This is a genomic window from Paenibacillus sp. UNC217MF, from assembly GCF_000686865.1.
Lineage (GTDB): Bacteria > Bacillota > Bacilli > Paenibacillales > Paenibacillaceae > Paenibacillus_B > Paenibacillus_B suaedae.
Genome location: NZ_KK366028.1, coordinates 86,598 through 102,386, shown reverse-complemented (window position 1 = coordinate 102,386; position 15,789 = coordinate 86,598). Strand labels below are relative to the sequence as shown.

12 protein-coding genes are annotated in these 15,789 nt (G+C 43.1%); 2 read left to right on the top strand and 10 right to left on the bottom strand.

Annotated features, from left to right (window positions below):
* Positions 1 to 75: 75 nt before the first annotated feature.
* The 5 genes from BP95_RS0122075 to BP95_RS0122055 form a co-directional block, all read right to left on the bottom strand.
* Positions 76 to 1,632, bottom strand: coding sequence for a hypothetical protein (locus BP95_RS0122075; RefSeq protein ID WP_028533260.1), 1,557 nt, complete (start codon positions 1,630 to 1,632; stop codon positions 76 to 78).
* Between the two features lie 238 nt (positions 1,633 to 1,870).
* Entirely contained in the window at positions 1,871 to 2,560 is a 690-nt protein-coding gene (locus BP95_RS31115) for a lysoplasmalogenase (RefSeq protein WP_036667487.1), read from the bottom strand.
* Between the two features lie 372 nt (positions 2,561 to 2,932).
* Positions 2,933 to 4,201, bottom strand: a complete 1,269-nt coding sequence (locus BP95_RS0122065) for a cytosine deaminase (RefSeq protein WP_028533259.1) — start codon at positions 4,199 to 4,201, stop codon at positions 2,933 to 2,935.
* Positions 4,176 to 5,456 carry a cytosine permease gene (codB, locus tag BP95_RS0122060; RefSeq protein ID WP_021260738.1) on the bottom strand — a complete coding sequence of 427 codons (1,281 nt, stop codon included), beginning with the start codon at positions 5,454 to 5,456 and terminating at the stop codon, positions 4,176 to 4,178. Before codB ends, BP95_RS0122065 begins: the two co-directional genes overlap by 26 nt.
* 334 nt (positions 5,457 to 5,790) lie before the next feature.
* Positions 5,791 to 6,060, bottom strand: coding sequence for a thioredoxin family protein (locus tag BP95_RS0122055; RefSeq protein ID WP_442952338.1), 270 nt, complete (start codon positions 6,058 to 6,060; stop codon positions 5,791 to 5,793).
* Between the two features lie 564 nt (positions 6,061 to 6,624).
* Here BP95_RS0122055 and BP95_RS0122050 point away from each other — a divergent pair.
* Positions 6,625 to 7,116, top strand: a complete 492-nt coding sequence (locus BP95_RS0122050; RefSeq protein ID WP_021257490.1) for a hypothetical protein — start codon at positions 6,625 to 6,627, stop codon at positions 7,114 to 7,116.
* Between the two features lie 554 nt (positions 7,117 to 7,670).
* Here BP95_RS0122050 and BP95_RS34330 read toward each other — a convergent pair.
* Positions 7,671 to 7,802 (bottom strand): helix-turn-helix domain-containing protein, encoded by a 132-nt coding sequence (locus BP95_RS34330; RefSeq protein ID WP_268631839.1) that lies wholly within the window; start codon positions 7,800 to 7,802, stop codon positions 7,671 to 7,673.
* 333 nt (positions 7,803 to 8,135) lie between these two features.
* Here BP95_RS34330 and BP95_RS0122035 point away from each other — a divergent pair, with 333 nt between their 5' ends.
* Positions 8,136 to 9,881, top strand: coding sequence for a methyl-accepting chemotaxis protein (locus tag BP95_RS0122035; protein WP_028533256.1), 1,746 nt, complete (start codon positions 8,136 to 8,138; stop codon positions 9,879 to 9,881).
* Between the two features lie 192 nt (positions 9,882 to 10,073).
* On the opposite strand, the gene BP95_RS0122030 is transcribed toward BP95_RS0122035, so the two are convergent.
* The 4 genes from BP95_RS0122030 to BP95_RS0122015 all read right to left on the bottom strand — a co-directional run bounded on the left by BP95_RS0122030 (position 10,074) and on the right by BP95_RS0122015 (position 15,682).
* Positions 10,074 to 11,276 (bottom strand): hypothetical protein, encoded by a 1,203-nt coding sequence (locus BP95_RS0122030; protein ID WP_028533255.1) that lies wholly within the window; start codon positions 11,274 to 11,276, stop codon positions 10,074 to 10,076.
* 199 nt (positions 11,277 to 11,475) lie between these two features.
* Positions 11,476 to 13,530 carry a serine hydrolase domain-containing protein gene (locus BP95_RS0122025; protein ID WP_028533254.1) on the bottom strand — a complete coding sequence of 685 codons (2,055 nt, stop codon included), beginning with the start codon at positions 13,528 to 13,530 and terminating at the stop codon, positions 11,476 to 11,478.
* 138 nt (positions 13,531 to 13,668) lie between these two features.
* A complete protein-coding gene (locus BP95_RS0122020; RefSeq protein ID WP_028533253.1) occupies positions 13,669 to 14,940 on the bottom strand; it encodes an ATP-binding protein in 1,272 nt (423 codons plus the stop codon).
* A 1-nt stretch (position 14,941) separates the two neighbouring features.
* The gene (locus BP95_RS0122015; RefSeq protein ID WP_028533252.1) at positions 14,942 to 15,682 is read right to left on the bottom strand and encodes a LytR/AlgR family response regulator transcription factor; all 741 of its coding nucleotides are present in this window, start codon (positions 15,680 to 15,682) and stop codon (positions 14,942 to 14,944) included.
* Between the last annotated feature and the right edge of the window lie 107 nt (positions 15,683 to 15,789).

The following is a 15,789-nucleotide window of genomic DNA, read 5'->3' as shown; positions in this document are numbered from 1 at the left end:
CTACCCGGCAAATGTTCAAACAGCCGGGTAACGGCATCCAATTGTGATGCTCTCACAAACAGGGGGGCGTGAGAATTAAAAATCGCGGAGCTGGTCGGTATATCCCCACAGTGCATGTTCATCAATTTCGAGCTGATTCGCCCGCAATTCCTCAACAATCCCGGATACAAGTGGAGTCACAGCATCAAAAATCTCCTCCCGTTCCTCGGTATAAATAAACACCTTGCGCTTGTCGAGTTTGTTAAAACCCTCAATATAGGTAGAAAAGATGTGTTCGAGTTGCAACTGCACTTCCTGGGATGACATATCACCTGTTTGTGCCTGAGCTGCAAGCTCCCGTAGTTGCCCGCGTATTTGTTTGTACAGCGAAGCAGCCTTTTTCGCTTGCGCAGGTGTAATTCCTTCCCGACCGTCCCACGCCCGAAATGGATTATCGAGATTGTCGGCGAGCCATTCTGGCTTGCGCGGTTGACGAATGTACAAATCCAGACCTTGCTTGGCTGCTTGCTTGTAAGCTTGCTTGATCGTCTTAGCAGCATCATCCGGTAAGCTGGTCATCCATAACGTGTGCAGCTGCGGCAACTGATCCGGGCGTGGGAATTGATCTCCTGAAAAGCCAAACATGTCTATCGTCGTGAACATTTGAAGCTGTTCGAGCTTGTACAACTGCTCAATCCCACGGATATAGCCTGGGTTGCCGCCCACACGTAGCCTCTGTAGCGAAGGAAACCTATCGATGACGTCTCCTAAATCGATGTCATCGACAGCATACAGAACCAGATCAGACAAATGCGCTAGTCCCGATAAGCAACGATAGGACTTCACCGCCTCGCCATTCAATTGAAGCATGATGCCGTGCCCTTCCTGCTCGTGCTTGATATGGACATCATGCTGCAAACTTCCCTCAAGTATGATCTGGTTCATGTCGTTAGGCAAAAGCAGCTCATGTATTATGGGTGGCTTTATTGTAATATCAGTGATGAGCGTGTGCTGCAAATCGATCCTTTCTACTTCTGCCTCGAGATTTATTTCCAGCTTATAAATAAAATCATGCGTCCTTACATAGTCCTCCAGTGCAGAACTCCAATCGAAAACCTTCAAGGATGTCAGACAAGGCAGACGATCCAATTCTGTGTAGTCAGTTAGATCCGGAACCTCATCCAGAGAAATGGATCGAAGACCCCATGGCACCTTGACTCCAGCAATTTCTACCTGCTGGCTTCCGTCCGCCTTACTGGCCGCTTTGAAATTATGCCGTTTGTTCTCTGGAATGCGTTCCCACTGCAGTTGACGATACTGCCTGTTCTCGCGATCCCAGTCTCCGTAACTTCTCGGCTGCTCCTGCACAAGGACTTCGAAATTCCCAATATAGGTATAGTTCGGAGGAATCGGACCTTCACTAATGAGATGATCCAGCTCATTCCAGAAATAATAGTTTAATTCAAATGGCTTTACCTGTTTCAACTGATCGATGGAAGGAAGCTCCACTCCGGTCCAATGCAGCATCAATGCGGCATAACTGTCTTCCTCATCTGGTTGATTTGCTGGAACAATATGCGTAATCTGGCATGCAACATAAGCGTTCAATAATGAATTCCAGAATCCGAATACGTCCCCTGGTTGTATCGTCATGTATTGCTCCTTTCCGTGTTCATGCGATCAAGGGCAAGTTCAATCCAAAGTAGTGCAGAGTCCCCGTCCCTCTCCATTTCTCATAACAAATCATTGTAATAGTCCTCAGCCTTCAACATCATTATACAATGGAAATGGGAAATATTATCTTCTCGCTGCAAACCTCTATACCTTCCCCACACTTCTTCGACGTCATTTATGATACGGTTCCCCGCATGCGATGTTTAAAGTGTGCCACCTACATCCTCAGGGCGCGGCCCTTCGACAACTGCTTGCCACCGAATACATTCGCAATGCTGCCTGCAATAAACAACTGCGCGGCGAAGTACGTCAGCATAATCCAAATACCTGATGCCGGCACGTTACTGACGAACTTATTCCAGGCCAGAATCGAGTCCGACACGGCGAACAAAATCGCCCCGACCGTAGCATGCCAGTTCCTACTCATGATGGCAGTCCAGCACATGACGGAGATAACGCTTACATAAATGGCGACTGACAGCCATAATGCGCTATTATTGCTATTAGTCATGATACCATTGTGCAACTGCCAACCGATAAGCCAAGAATACAAGCTGATCGGTACCACGCACACCAACGTTAACAACGAAAATTCCCAACGCCTTATCATGGCCGCTACATAAAACAGATGCCCTACCAAAAAAGACAGCAATCCGAACATAAACCACTCATTTCTGTTGTTCAGTAGCAACGCATCCCCAGCTATGCTAAAAACCAATCCAATCACGACCAAAACCTTATACATCTTCAACTTACCCGCAAACGGCGAACTAACTGCGAGCACGATGATCAGCACCATCGGCAGAAGCTTGAAGATCCAGTTTAGTACGCTACTGTTCAAGGACAGCGTTGCCAAGTGAATCATACCCGTTACGATAATTGCAAAAACCAGCCATTTCCGAAGCATAAATCAAGTTCCTCCCCATCATTTTGGGTATTTGCTTGCTTGAACTTCCGATTCTGACTGATACGTATGCCTATTTCTACGCCCACATTACTCAATTAGCCGTTTAGTGCAATTTCAATGCTATTGGATACAATTACATGGAAAGCCCTGCAAGGCAAAACTCACATGGGGCTTTTAAGGCTAGTAAACCTTTATCGAGTCTACAAGATGCGCTTGATATACATAGCGAAGCGAAAATTGATGCCTAAATTAGGCTCAAATGCTATTTCAATGAAACAGAATTGCCACTAGGCAGATCATACCATGAATTGGAAAACATTGTGCCTCTTGCATATATAAAAAAGAAGCAGACCCTAAGGCCTGCCTCTTATTTTACTTTTGAAACGTAACTATCTCACTTATACTGCCCAGCTTCACGCTCGTCTCGCTCGGTTTTGTCTCGGCAATGATCTTACCGTTACGGAAAGAATATCGTACCGCAGCCTGCTTGCGAATGGCCTCATACTCATTTTCCGCATTCAATACGATAAAATTGGCTGGCTTGCCTGCCTCAATCCCGTATTTATCCTCAATTTGCAGCGTCGTCGCGCTGTTCTTCGTAATCATATCGATACTGTTCACGATCTGCTCATAGCCCATAAGCTGTGAAGCATGAATACCCATATGCAGAACTTGAAGCATATTGCCTGTCCCAAGTGGATACCATGGGTCAAAAATATCATCATGACCAAAGCACACATTAAGTCCTGCTTCTTGAAGTTCTTTGACCCGTGTTAAGCCTCTGCGCTTCGGATACGTATCAAAACGTCCTTGCAAATGAATGTTCACAAGTGGATTGGATACAAAATTGATCCCCGACATCTTCAGCAGCCGGAACAGCTTGTACGCATATGCATCATTATAGGAGCCCATCGCCGTGGTATGGCTGGCCGTTGTACGTGCGCCGATGCCGCGTTCGTAAGCTTCCTTGGCTACTACCTCAACGAATCTGGACTGCTCATCGTCAATCTCATCGCAGTGGATATCGACGAGGCAATCATATTTTTCGGCGAGATCAAATGCGATTCTCATCGAATCTACGCCATATTCGCGTGTAAACTCGAAATGCGGAATGCCGCCAACCACATCGGCCCCCATTTTCATCGCTTCTTCAAGCAGTTCTACTCCATTTGGATAGGAGAGAATCCCTTCCTGTGGAAAAGCAACGAGCTGAAGATCCACATAAGGCGACATCTCCTCCTTCACTTCCAGCATCGCCTTAAGCGCTACTAGAGTAGGGTCTGTCACATCCACATGAGTTCTCACATGCTGAATGCCCTGAGCGATTTGCCATTTAAGCGCAGTTTTCGCTCTCGTTTTGACGTCCTCTACAGAAAGAGTTTCCTTCCGCTGCGACCAGCGCTGGATGCCTTCAAATAGCGTACCGCTCTGATTCCACTCTGGCTCCCCTGCTGTTAAGGTTGTGTCTAAATGAATATGCGGCTCAATAAAAGGAGGAAGCACCAAGCTCCCTTTCACATCAATGACCTCATGTCCTTCTGTAGGAAGCGAACTTTGGGTAATCGTCTTGAATGCTCCATCTACAATCTCGATATCCCATAAACCTTCGCGACCTCTAAGCTTCGCTTGTTGAATAATCACTGCTCATTCCCCTTTTCTCGTTTACGTTAAACTGTTTTTCCGGGAAACACTTCATACCTATAACATACAGCACAGCTGTACCAATCAAGCCATTAATAGGCGGGATGCCAGGGACGAACTGAGCAATCAGAATACCACCGATCCATGCCAATATCGCAATCCAGTTCACGGATTTGAAGCTCATTTCTTCGAATTTCTTATAGGATCCGCGATGCAGGATATAGAAGTCCGCTAGCAGAATTGCGCCAATCGACGGCAAAATCGAGCCAAGTACCGTCAAGAAGCCTACGAAGTTATTGTACAGCCACATCGCCATGATCGTACCTACTGCTCCATTAAAGACAACAATGATATTCTTAGGCAGCTTCGTAATATTGGCGAAGCCCAGACTGGATGCATACAGCGCATTTTCATTTGTCGTCCAAATATTTAACCCTAGCACGATGATAGCCGGCATAATCAAGCCTTGCAAAAACATAACATCTGAGATATCCGCTTTACCATATACAATCGCGCCTACTGCTCCAAATAGAAACATCAACGAATTTCCAAGGAAGAAGGCAATGACCGTCGATACAACCGCTGAACGAGTCGTTTTAGCAAAGCGTGCAAAATCCGGTGTTAGCGTACCACCACTAATGAAGGATCCGATACAGACGGTCAATGCTGTAGCAAGACCCATCATTTCCTTCGGCTGATAATTCATTAATCCTTGCAATCCGCCTGCTGTTGAAGTCGCTTCGAAGACTGAATAGCTTCCTAATATCGCAATCGACGGTACAGCTACGATGCCGAGTATCGCCAATGCTTTAATTCCATAGATCGCGGTCACCGTCATTAGGATTCCTGCAATCGCAATCAAGACGTACACGTTCATTCCTGTTACTTTCTGAACTGGGACTGCGAACATCGCTACCCCTACACCAAACCAGCCTACCTGCGTAAAACCTAGCAATCCTGAAGATAGATAGGAACCTTTCGTGCCAAACGCATATTTCGTCAGCAAGTGAGTCGATAAACCCGTCTTGGCCGCAATATACGCAAGCGCTCCTGTATAAATGCCCAAGATCAGATTCCCTGCCAGTACAATTCCGATAAAAGCACTGAACGTTAAGCCATTTCCTAACGCTCCGCCTGACCACATGCTTGCCGAGAAGAACGTAAATCCAAGCATCACGGCGAGTATTTTCCAAAATCCATTCCGATGTGCTTGTGGTACAGGTTGCAATGAGAATTCCAAATCCACTTTTTCCATTATCCATCCTCCAGATCGTCTAGATACCGAGTATGCTCAAGCAGATGGAACAGGCGGGAATGATCGATGGCTTTCAGGAGCAATAAAAAAGGCTTATTGCCCAGTTGCCCTGACAATAAGCCGTTTACGATCGCAGTAAAACAATAGGTACACGTGCATATACACACGTATCCCTATAAAGATCATACATTCCGCTGTCCTTGTCAGCCTCACGGGACTGAATTAAAGGTATCTTATTAAATTGTCACTATTATAAATAAATATATCAGTATCAACAAGTGTAAATATTGGAATTTACGTGAGCTGCGACGGGCAGGACATCGATGATTGGCTGTCATTCCCCTTCAGAAGATGGTTCCGTCACTAAGTCATAGATTTTACGAATTTTTTCGTCCAGCAGATCCAGATGCACGATTCTCGCTTCACGTATATATTCTTTCCCCTCCACGTAAAGCAATAAAACGGGCGCGGTGAAGACAGAAAAACTCCCGGCAACCGCCGGAACTTCTTGTGCATTGATCGTCGCCAGTTGGATATCCGGGTATTTCGTCAATAATTTCTGTACCTGCGGCCGCAATCCATGACACACACTGCAGCCTGTCATGGTGATATAGAGAAACGCTAATCGATGGCTCCTTATAAATTCATTTGCCGATTCGACACTCGTTAATTGCCGAATTCTCTCATGGCTACCTCCAAGTGTAAGAATCTATTATGTTCCGTAAGAGGTAAAGTGTATTGGCATTGAAATACAAATATTCCTACTTAATCATACGGTTCATTGACCGTATTCCGGAAGCGCCGGTTCGGCGCGATCGGCACGCTGGCAGCGGCTAGCTACAAGTTGGCTTGCCAGTCTAATACTTTATTTCCTTTTGACATTAGGGTTTATCCTTCGCCTGTTTTTATTTTCCCTTCCGGAAAAGTGTGACATGGTTGTCAGTTAAGTGGGCTTGCCCCTGCCGGTATGGTGCCTGGATACTGGTGCCGTTTACGGGATTTGCGGATCCGGTGGCCCGTATGTCCGTTTGTAACTCTTTTCGGAAAATTTTGCTCAATACGCGACAAACTCTCTTCCAATCCCCTTAGATTCTCTTATTTTTAGTATTTACAAAGATAGAAGTACCCCATATAATAGATTACATATCATGGAAATGTAGGAAATTACATGTTTAACATGAAAAGGTTTCTTGTTACAATGCTTGTAGTATGCTTAATGTCTACGAGTTTTTCAGCTTTAGCTAGCGCAGCACCTGACCCAAAAAAGGAAACTGTTGATTATGGATATGGGGTTAAGGCACATAATACTTATATGTATTTTGACAGTAAATACGAGGCCACTAGGTTTATTGATGGAGCTGCACTTGCAACTCACTCTGCATACAGAGACTTTCTAATAGGGCTTGGGATCAGTGTTGGAAGTGGAGTATCATCGATCATATATGGAGTATTCTCCGCAATGACTCAGGCCGGGTACACGGCAATGTTAGAACGTGCTAAAAATGACATTGATAATGTAACTGGTGAACAGGTGTCTATAAAAGTAACAAAATGGGAAAATCCTAGAGGTGGGGGCATGGAGTATACGTATACATACTCAGTAGGCGCTTGGATGCCTGGGGCTTTGCCTTGGAGTAGCAAACCACCTGAATTAAGATAATCATAAAAAATCCCCTTTTGAGGTATCTCAAGGGGATTTTTTCTTTATTAGGCAGTAAAGAGCAAACGAAGTTTTCATAAGAAGCACAGAGCACCCAAACATTACAAATATTAAAACGAATCCGTTGTTTAGATATCCTCTTGTTATTCCAAATGAGAGAAAAAATATAATAAGAGCAAGGTTGATGACAAGATTTGCAATATTATGTGATCGTTTTCTTTGTGATACTACTTGTAAGTAATTTCTGAAAAATTTTTTCATATTCCCCTCCTATTAATTTCCAGTTTAGTGCCTGTCGCTTAGTGGTCTTCAATGACCATCCTTCTTGGATCGCTCGGCGCAGGAAGTTCCCTGGCGTTCGGATTGGCTTCCCATACTGACGCATCAAAAGAAGCACTTTTCAAGCGTGCGGTTAAAAGAAAGGGCCGCTAGCAGCTCCACAACTTCGTCTGTCGGTTCATTGAGTGTTGCGATTCTTATGCTTGCAAAATGGTTTCTATCGTGGTCATTTTCATTGCTCCTGATTCTGTATTCGGCTGGTCACGTTCCAGCACCTACGTTTTTCCGATACGTTTGGCTATCACTTTTTCATCCCAGCACGGACGTTTTATATGGTATTGGCTCAATCCCCAACGATCAGAAGCTTCTTCTGTGCCCATTACTTTGTCAATTGCTCTGATTCTCATTTCTTCGATCTCCTGTTGCGGACTATCGTCCGTTTCGGCGGCGGCTTACTCGTTTCTTCCGCTTTATGTAGCGTTTGAATCGGGTAGGCCGCTTTTGCTTTTTCCCACTTCTCCTTGACTTGTTCCTCAAGCAGATACATCTACATGAGCAAGAACAGGATTTGTAGGATCTGCAGCAATCGCCTCATCCCAACAATTACCATTCTACCATGCCCGTTGACGGGAGTCACTTGTACACAAAAAAATTAAATAAAGGACTTCTATGTCGCATCTATTGTACTATACTCTGTTTAATAGGCCATTTACTAAACATAAAAAGGGGGAGCCGAGATCATGGGGAAGGGAAAAAAGAAAACAGCATTAACCTTCTTTTCGAAAAACTTGCTATTCTCTATTTCGGGAATCGTTCTAGCCTGTATGATCATGTCAGTGATTAGTTACGCGATTATGAGTCGTGCACTTACTGGCAGTTTGGAAGAGCAGGCAACAGGGGTTGCGACATTATGGAAGAATAGATTTGAAGTAGAAGACTTGAAAAGAGGGAAGACAAGTCTTTCTTCAGATTCAACAATTCAGAAAAAGCTTGTGTCCTTACTGGATGAATTGTCAAATGGAAATGCGAATGTAGCGCAAGGGTTCATATTCGAGCCGGATCTCGTGGATGGGACAAAGACGAGGATCATATCTAACCCTACTCATTTATTAAAAGTGGGACTTAAACCTGGAGAATTATTTGATCAGCCGACTGATATGGTTAAGGCATTCCAAACATTGAAGCAAACGAAGTCGATAGTAATCCCCCCTATTTACAATGATGATATTGGATCATGGCTCACTGTATTAGTTCCAGTCCTCGATCAACAGCAACAGCTCGTGGCCGTATTTGGGATTGACGTGAATGCATCGGTAATTTCAGAACAACAGCAAAATTTGATTTGGTCTTTAGCGATCGCTTCACTGTTGTTTTTGGCTGTTGGGGTCATCATACAAATTTTTGGTCTAAAAAGGCTGTTACGTCCTATCAAAGAGTTAATTCGTGGTATTGGAAAGATCAGCAAAGGTGACCTCACACAGAAGGTGGTTGTCCACTCCAATGATGAACTAGGACAATTATGTGAGAGCTTCAATGAGATGGTTCAATCGTTACATAGTACCTTGGAGCAAGTACAAGTCACTGTCGAACAAGTGGCGAGTTCCTCAGAACAATTATCAGTTAGCGCCGAAGATTCAACCAAGGCGTCTACGGAAACAGCTACTATCGTCCAGGATCTGGCGACCGGAACGGAAGTACAGGCAGGGAATATTAATCAAACGAATCGTTCTATAAACGATATATCGACAAAAGTAGGACAAATTGAATCCAATTCCCGAGCTGTCATGGATAAGGTGTTTATTGCGACTAACCTTGCAACGGAAGGAAATCAAGCGATTGATATGGCTGTTAGACAGATGAATTCTATCAGTTCTACAGTGAACCAATCTGCTGAGTCCATGAAATACTTAGTAGATAATGCCCTTCACATAGGGCGAATCGTAGAAGTCATCAATACAATCGCTAATCAGACGAATTTGTTAGCCCTGAATGCTTCTATAGAAGCTGCCCGCGCTGGAGAACATGGACGTGGCTTTGCTGTGGTTGCAGGTGAAGTGAGGAAGTTAGCTGAACAGTCTTCCAACTCGGCGCAGCAGATTACGTCCTATGTGGAGAGTATCCAAGAAGGAATTGAAAATGCTGTCCAGTCTATGGAGCATGGTACAAGAGAGGTTAATGAAGGACTTCATTTGGTGAACCAAGCCGGAACATCGTTTAATGAAATTCGCGATGCGGTTGATGAAGTGTCGCTGAATATCCAAGTTGTGCCTACTGCTCTAGAACAAATGACATCTCGTATTTCCGAAGTTCTATCATCGATGAATCAAATTTTGGCCGTCACCAATGAGGCCGTAGGCGGAACACAGAATATTGCTGCCTCAACGGAGCAACAGTTAGCTTCTATGCAGGAGGTTACTTCTTCTGCAAATGTACTGTCTAGCATGGCAGAAGAACTCCAAGAGAAAATAAGGCAGTTTAAGTTGTAACAGGAGCAGAATGCTTGATTAGCGGTCTGACTTGAACAGACAAAAGGAGGCTGTCCCAAAAGTAGATCAATCTACTTGAGGGATGGCCTCTTTGATTAGCATAATCTGCCGAATTGAACAAATTACCATTCATAAAAATTCTCTTCGATCATTTCCTCGAATGAATTGGCTAATAACTTGATCTCCTTTCAATCAATAATCGCGCGCTGCATCGAACCAGCGCCCGGCCATCTCCTCCGTTATAGGCTGGCCAATCTGGTGATCGGACTGGCTGAGTTGCCATACTGCTTCGCCAAGGTCTTCTCTTTCGGTGGTTTCGATACCTTTGAGGGTATTGAAGCGCACGGTGAAAGCAGTAATGGCTGCCTCGGCATCCGCAAGGCTGTGGGCCTGCGCCAAGGATGCCTGTGCAGCATTGTAAGCTTCGTTAGCCAGTTTGGCCAGACGTTTAGGCCAAGACGAGAACGGGCGGCCATATTCACTCTCCCACCACTCAGGCTTTCGCAATTGGCTCACTGAAGAATAGCCGGCCCATGGGTGTGTCTTGGCGCGTGTTTTCACTTGCTGCCTTAAGCGCTTGCCCGCGGCCTCTTCCACATTGTAGGCGATAAATCCTTCAAGCAACGGCCACGTGTCCAAGGAGGGCATGTCCTCTAAATCAGGCATGAAGCGCAGCTCCAGATTCGTTAACCGGGCATGACGAGCCAACAAGTCCATGTCACAGAAGTTCCCCCACAAACTCAGTGAGTCAAGGTTGGGGAACCGGTCTAGACAGTCCAGCGAGATGGGCTGTCCCAGCGGCGTGTTTTGCAGCGTCAGGCTCGTCACCTGGTGCAGTTCACCGAGGTTGGGGAGTATGAAAGGAGGATCATTCCTTCGACGGCTGGTGCGCGGTGCTAGTGTCAGAGAATACGGCATATTTCCAGTGGCCGATAATCGTAATAGATTGCCGGACACGTTCAGGCGGAAAGATCCCTTCGGAAGCTTCAAGCTCAAGCACCCTCCGGACTGGCCTAGCGCGATATGCAAGCTATGCAAAATGGACTGGCTGGCGTCTACCACCGTATCGGTAGACAGGATCGGAGCCCACGTCATCTCTTCAATGGGACGTGTCTGCGCCCAATCCAAGAAGCCCGTGTCACTGCCTGAATAGTACAGAAATCGCGGCCAGGGCGAGCCCGCCGGCGTAGAAAAGGCATCGAATACGGTCCAATCGATTCTCGCGTCTGGCGCGACATGAAGGTCCCTTTTTCCCAATTCCGGCGATCCGATAGATAGGCTGCCCACACCGGGCCGAATGACAAGCGTGTGGCTGCGAGGACCTGTCAGGTCAATGGGATAACTACCGTCTTCTCTAACAGAATCAGAAGGGTGAGCTTGGTTATGAATTGGCACTTCCGTCATCCTCTCTTCTACCCTTGATTACAGGACAATTTTGGTTTCTTGAGTTCATTTTTACCTTGTATCTTAATTTCATTATAATGATCGCTTGTCCTGAATCTACCTACTTTTTACCTGGATTCTGGAAATAAGGGGGGGGCAGAATAGGCAAATCAAAAAGTCCGCTGGTTATGCGGACTTTTATGCTAGAAATCTATTTATTCTTCAATTCAATTTTAAATACATCGCCCGCTTTCCCGCCAAAAACGATCATCCCGCTTTCAGGCAGTACTACTGAATGATTATTAGTTACCTTTGAGACGTTTACAGACATTCCATTCTTGTCGTAAACGGCAAATCCCCCACTTACCGGAGTCTTAACGTTCATAACTCGATTGGCTGATTTATCATCAATTTTATACCATCTAACCTGACCATTAGCTGGTATGCTGCTGGTTGAATCCTTCCCTTCATAAATGGGTTGAATAGCATCTTCATCGATATAAGAGAATCCATCAATCTTTAAATACTCCGTATGTCCTTCTTTATAAAAGTTGAGATCAAATACATCTCTTCCGGCCATAATCGGAATTTGGATAGCATTTACTGCTTGATTCTCATTAACAATTTTAGTCCCATTTGCGTATCCATGATCCATATCAACGGATATTGTCTTTGATATCATTGGCGTGGCCAGATAAAATACAGAAGTTATCTTTTCATCCACCCTATAATAACTTTTTCCGTTTCTATTTTCCCATACCTTTTTAGTTGTTTGTTGGAGTGGATTGGAGTCCAGCTTTTGATAAGCATAGAGCACCATCATGGACTGACCTAATCCTTGGTTATTCGTATAGGCGTTAAGCTTCACATATGTTCTTCCATTTGTTTGTTTGTCAAAGCTTACTGTTGCACTGCCATCTTTGCTTTTGAATTGTCCATCGCCCGTATACACATATGTTTGTGCGGGTATCAACCCTCCGTTTTGTGCAGGTAAATCAATCTCTCCGTTCTTAATCTCCACATTTATGGTTGAATCCCTTGTACCATACAATCCAGCATAAGAAAGCATTTCAGATGGCATGTTCACCTTCAAGGAAGGTTTAAATGTTTTCTCGGGTAGAATTTCCTTAATATGCCCCTTGTCTTTTAAGTATTCTAATAAAACTTTCGTTTCAAATGCAAGATTGAATACGGAAGACCCTCCTGAAGAAAGCACAGCCATAGAAATATTATGTTCTGGTATTGTAATCAAGGAACCGTGATAAGTAGCAACGTCTCCACCTTTGGATAATGCCGTTATTCCGTAATCATCAAACTCTGTCAAGCGAACAGTGTCCCAACCAAGACCATAGTTAAAGGCGTTCGCTTTTTCAGAAACCCATATTCCTCTTTTATATTCAGGACTTTGCATGGCTTTGGCTGATTGTTTAGATAGAACATCCGCTCGATTACCTATTAACATATCTGCAAACTTAGTTAAGTCTTCTGCAGTTGAGTAGAGCCCGCCTGACCCAAGGGTGTTAGCATTCTCAATGGGTAAAGCCTGATCCATCGTAGGGAAGTAAGCTTTGGCTACCCTTTCTCTATCAAATTGATCAAGTGGTGTTTTCGTTGAGCTTAAATTCAGAGGCGTGCTCACATATTTCGCAAGGAATTCGGTATAGCTCATACCGCTCACTCGTTCAATCATGATTTCAAGCAGATCAAACCCATCGTTTACATAAACGGAGAATTCACCTGGATTTGAATTTAAATGTTCCGATTGTAACTTGTTCAATAATTCATCGTGGACTATTGTATCATTGTCATCGAATAAAGAACTATTCGGAAGGTGAGTACCGTAAAGCCCTGACGAATGATTCATTAACATACGAGGTGTAATTTTTTTATATCTTTCATCTGCCATTTTGAAGTCTTTGATATACGTTGTAAGTGGCTTATCAATATCAATTTTATTCGCATCAGCTAGTATCATCGCTGCAGCAGACACATGCATTTTACTTATCGAACCTATACCAAACATGGTGTCTTTGGTGATCGGAGTTTTGGAAGCTTTATCGTTTATACCGACGTTATCTGATAAAACAATGGATCCCTTATCCATAATGGCATACTGCACACCACTTGCACCAGAGACGGAAAGAAGCTTCGAAGCCAGCACCTGTGCCCTATCTTTTACAGTAGCCGGATTCGTGTGAGCAAAAGCAGGGGTGACCGGAATGGCAATAAGCAAAGCGGCCATTCCTATAGAAACCATTCTCTTCATTATTCATTCCTCCTCGTAGTATCCTTCCAGATTGTACATACTGAATTCATCATACACGGAAGAAGGCTGCTGTAATAAAAAACGCCCTGAAACGAAAAAAACAATCCCTAAACAACATATTGTCTAAGGATTGTTCGTTTAAAACGGCAGGAGGACCATATTATTAAATACTTTATTTTCCGTTTCAATGGTCATATGACCACCGTACTTGTCGCAGATTCTAGCGATATTCGTTAATCCAATACCATGAAATTCAGGAGATGGTTTTTGGCTATGTAAGTGGGCAACTTCATTCTCCATATGATTCAAGATGTGAATGAGTAAGCTAGACTCGGTAGAATGTATTTTTATAAGAATGTACCTATCTTCTGCAATCGTTAACTTTTTAGAAGCTTCTATTGCGTTATCTAGCATATTTCCAATGACAACACATAAGTCATAACGGTCTATATGGATTTCTTGCGACCATAAATTAAGCTTTGTATCTATTCTAATGCCATTGGCTTGTCCAATATTAAGCGTATTTGTGATAAGAGCATCTATCACCAGATTCCCCGTATTAACCCGCTGATACGCCCCTTCGACTTTATTTAAGGTTGTCTTAATATGTTCCATTGCAGCTGCTAACTCATTTCGCTTAATACATTCTTCAATATATAAAAATTGTTGATTCGTATCATGAATGATTCTTTTAATGGACTTGAAGCTGTGAACGACCTTTTCGTAATTCGCATCTTGATAATCCATTTGATGTTGCAGTTGAGTATGCTCTTGCATGAATTTATATTTATCAATAATCGAATCAAAAATATATATAATCATAACGTTTAAGAAAAGAAAACCAATAGCGGAAATGAAATAATAGACGGTCTTATAATTTAGAATATATAGGTGATATATACTCATGAGTGGAATAGCCGAAATTAATACGTAGTAACGATAATGCAAAGAGTAACTTCTATGTCTTGCAAATGGTCGTATGATCTGAATGATGGCAAACATGATGATGAAAGAGAGCAAAATAGCTTTCATGTAGACAATTTTATTAGTTTCATTTACAGGATCAAAGCTAAACTCAATTGAATCTAGGGTATAAAAAATATAAAGGGATATACCAGTAACGAGAGACATTAAAACACTGTAAAGCATAGAGAAAATGATCTTCGTTTTCATCTCTACTTGATAAGATTGTACGATACTAAATATCATAAGCAAGGCTAGAATCGAAGATATAATTGGTGAGACGGGAATAACAAGATATAGGAAATCGAGTAGCCCAAAGATAATAAAGTAAATAAATCGGTTATGTTTTTTAGCTGATTTACCAAAAACCGAGTTGAAGAAAAAATTAAGTTGAACGCCCATCACAAGTACAATGATAAAGACAACAAGTAAATTATTTTGAATCATATTATTCGATCTTCCTAATCATATATTTGGTATAAACATCTTTAACCTCTTTAATTTTAGAACGGCCTATGGGTAATTCCAACCCATTGGACATGAGGACAACTCCGCTAGCAAACTTCCTCACATGAAGTAGATTAATGATAATGGAGCGATGGATTTGCAGGAAGTTACTGTCTTTTAAAGCTAAAGCATAATCTGTAATAATTCCTTTGCTTTCATAGGTTTGATCAGCAGTAATAAAATGTAGTTTGCTCTTTATCGTTAAGCTTTTGGCAGCTTCAATGCTAATGAGGTCGTCATATTTAATAATGATTGATTCATAGGCTGACTTGATGACCATAAACTTTTTATCAAGTGTTCGAAAGTATTGGCATAGTTTGATGATTTTCTCCTCCAAGATCGAGGGGGCGATAGGTTTTATTAAATACTGGAATGTCATAACGTCAAAACTTTCTACCATATATTCAGGGTAGCTTGTCAGAAATATAATTTGTTCATCCAAGTTATGTAACGCTCTTATTCTACGAGCTGTCTGAATCCCGTTCAGCCCACCCATTTCGATATCCAAAATTAAAATATGGAACGGGGGTCCTTTGGACTCATAATGAGATACCAATTGCTCTCCCGAGCCGAATAATTCGATTTCAAATTCTATATTTGTCTTTATCGACAAAGTAATCAGGAGGCTTTTAACAAGCTCTCTTTGTTTTTCCTCATCATCGCAAATAGCCACTCTATACATAAATGATACACTCCTCGACCATTTGAATTTATATTAATAGATTTAGACGAAATGCAGATTTGAATCCCTTAAATCACTTCTAACCCGGCAACAACTTTATTCCACTA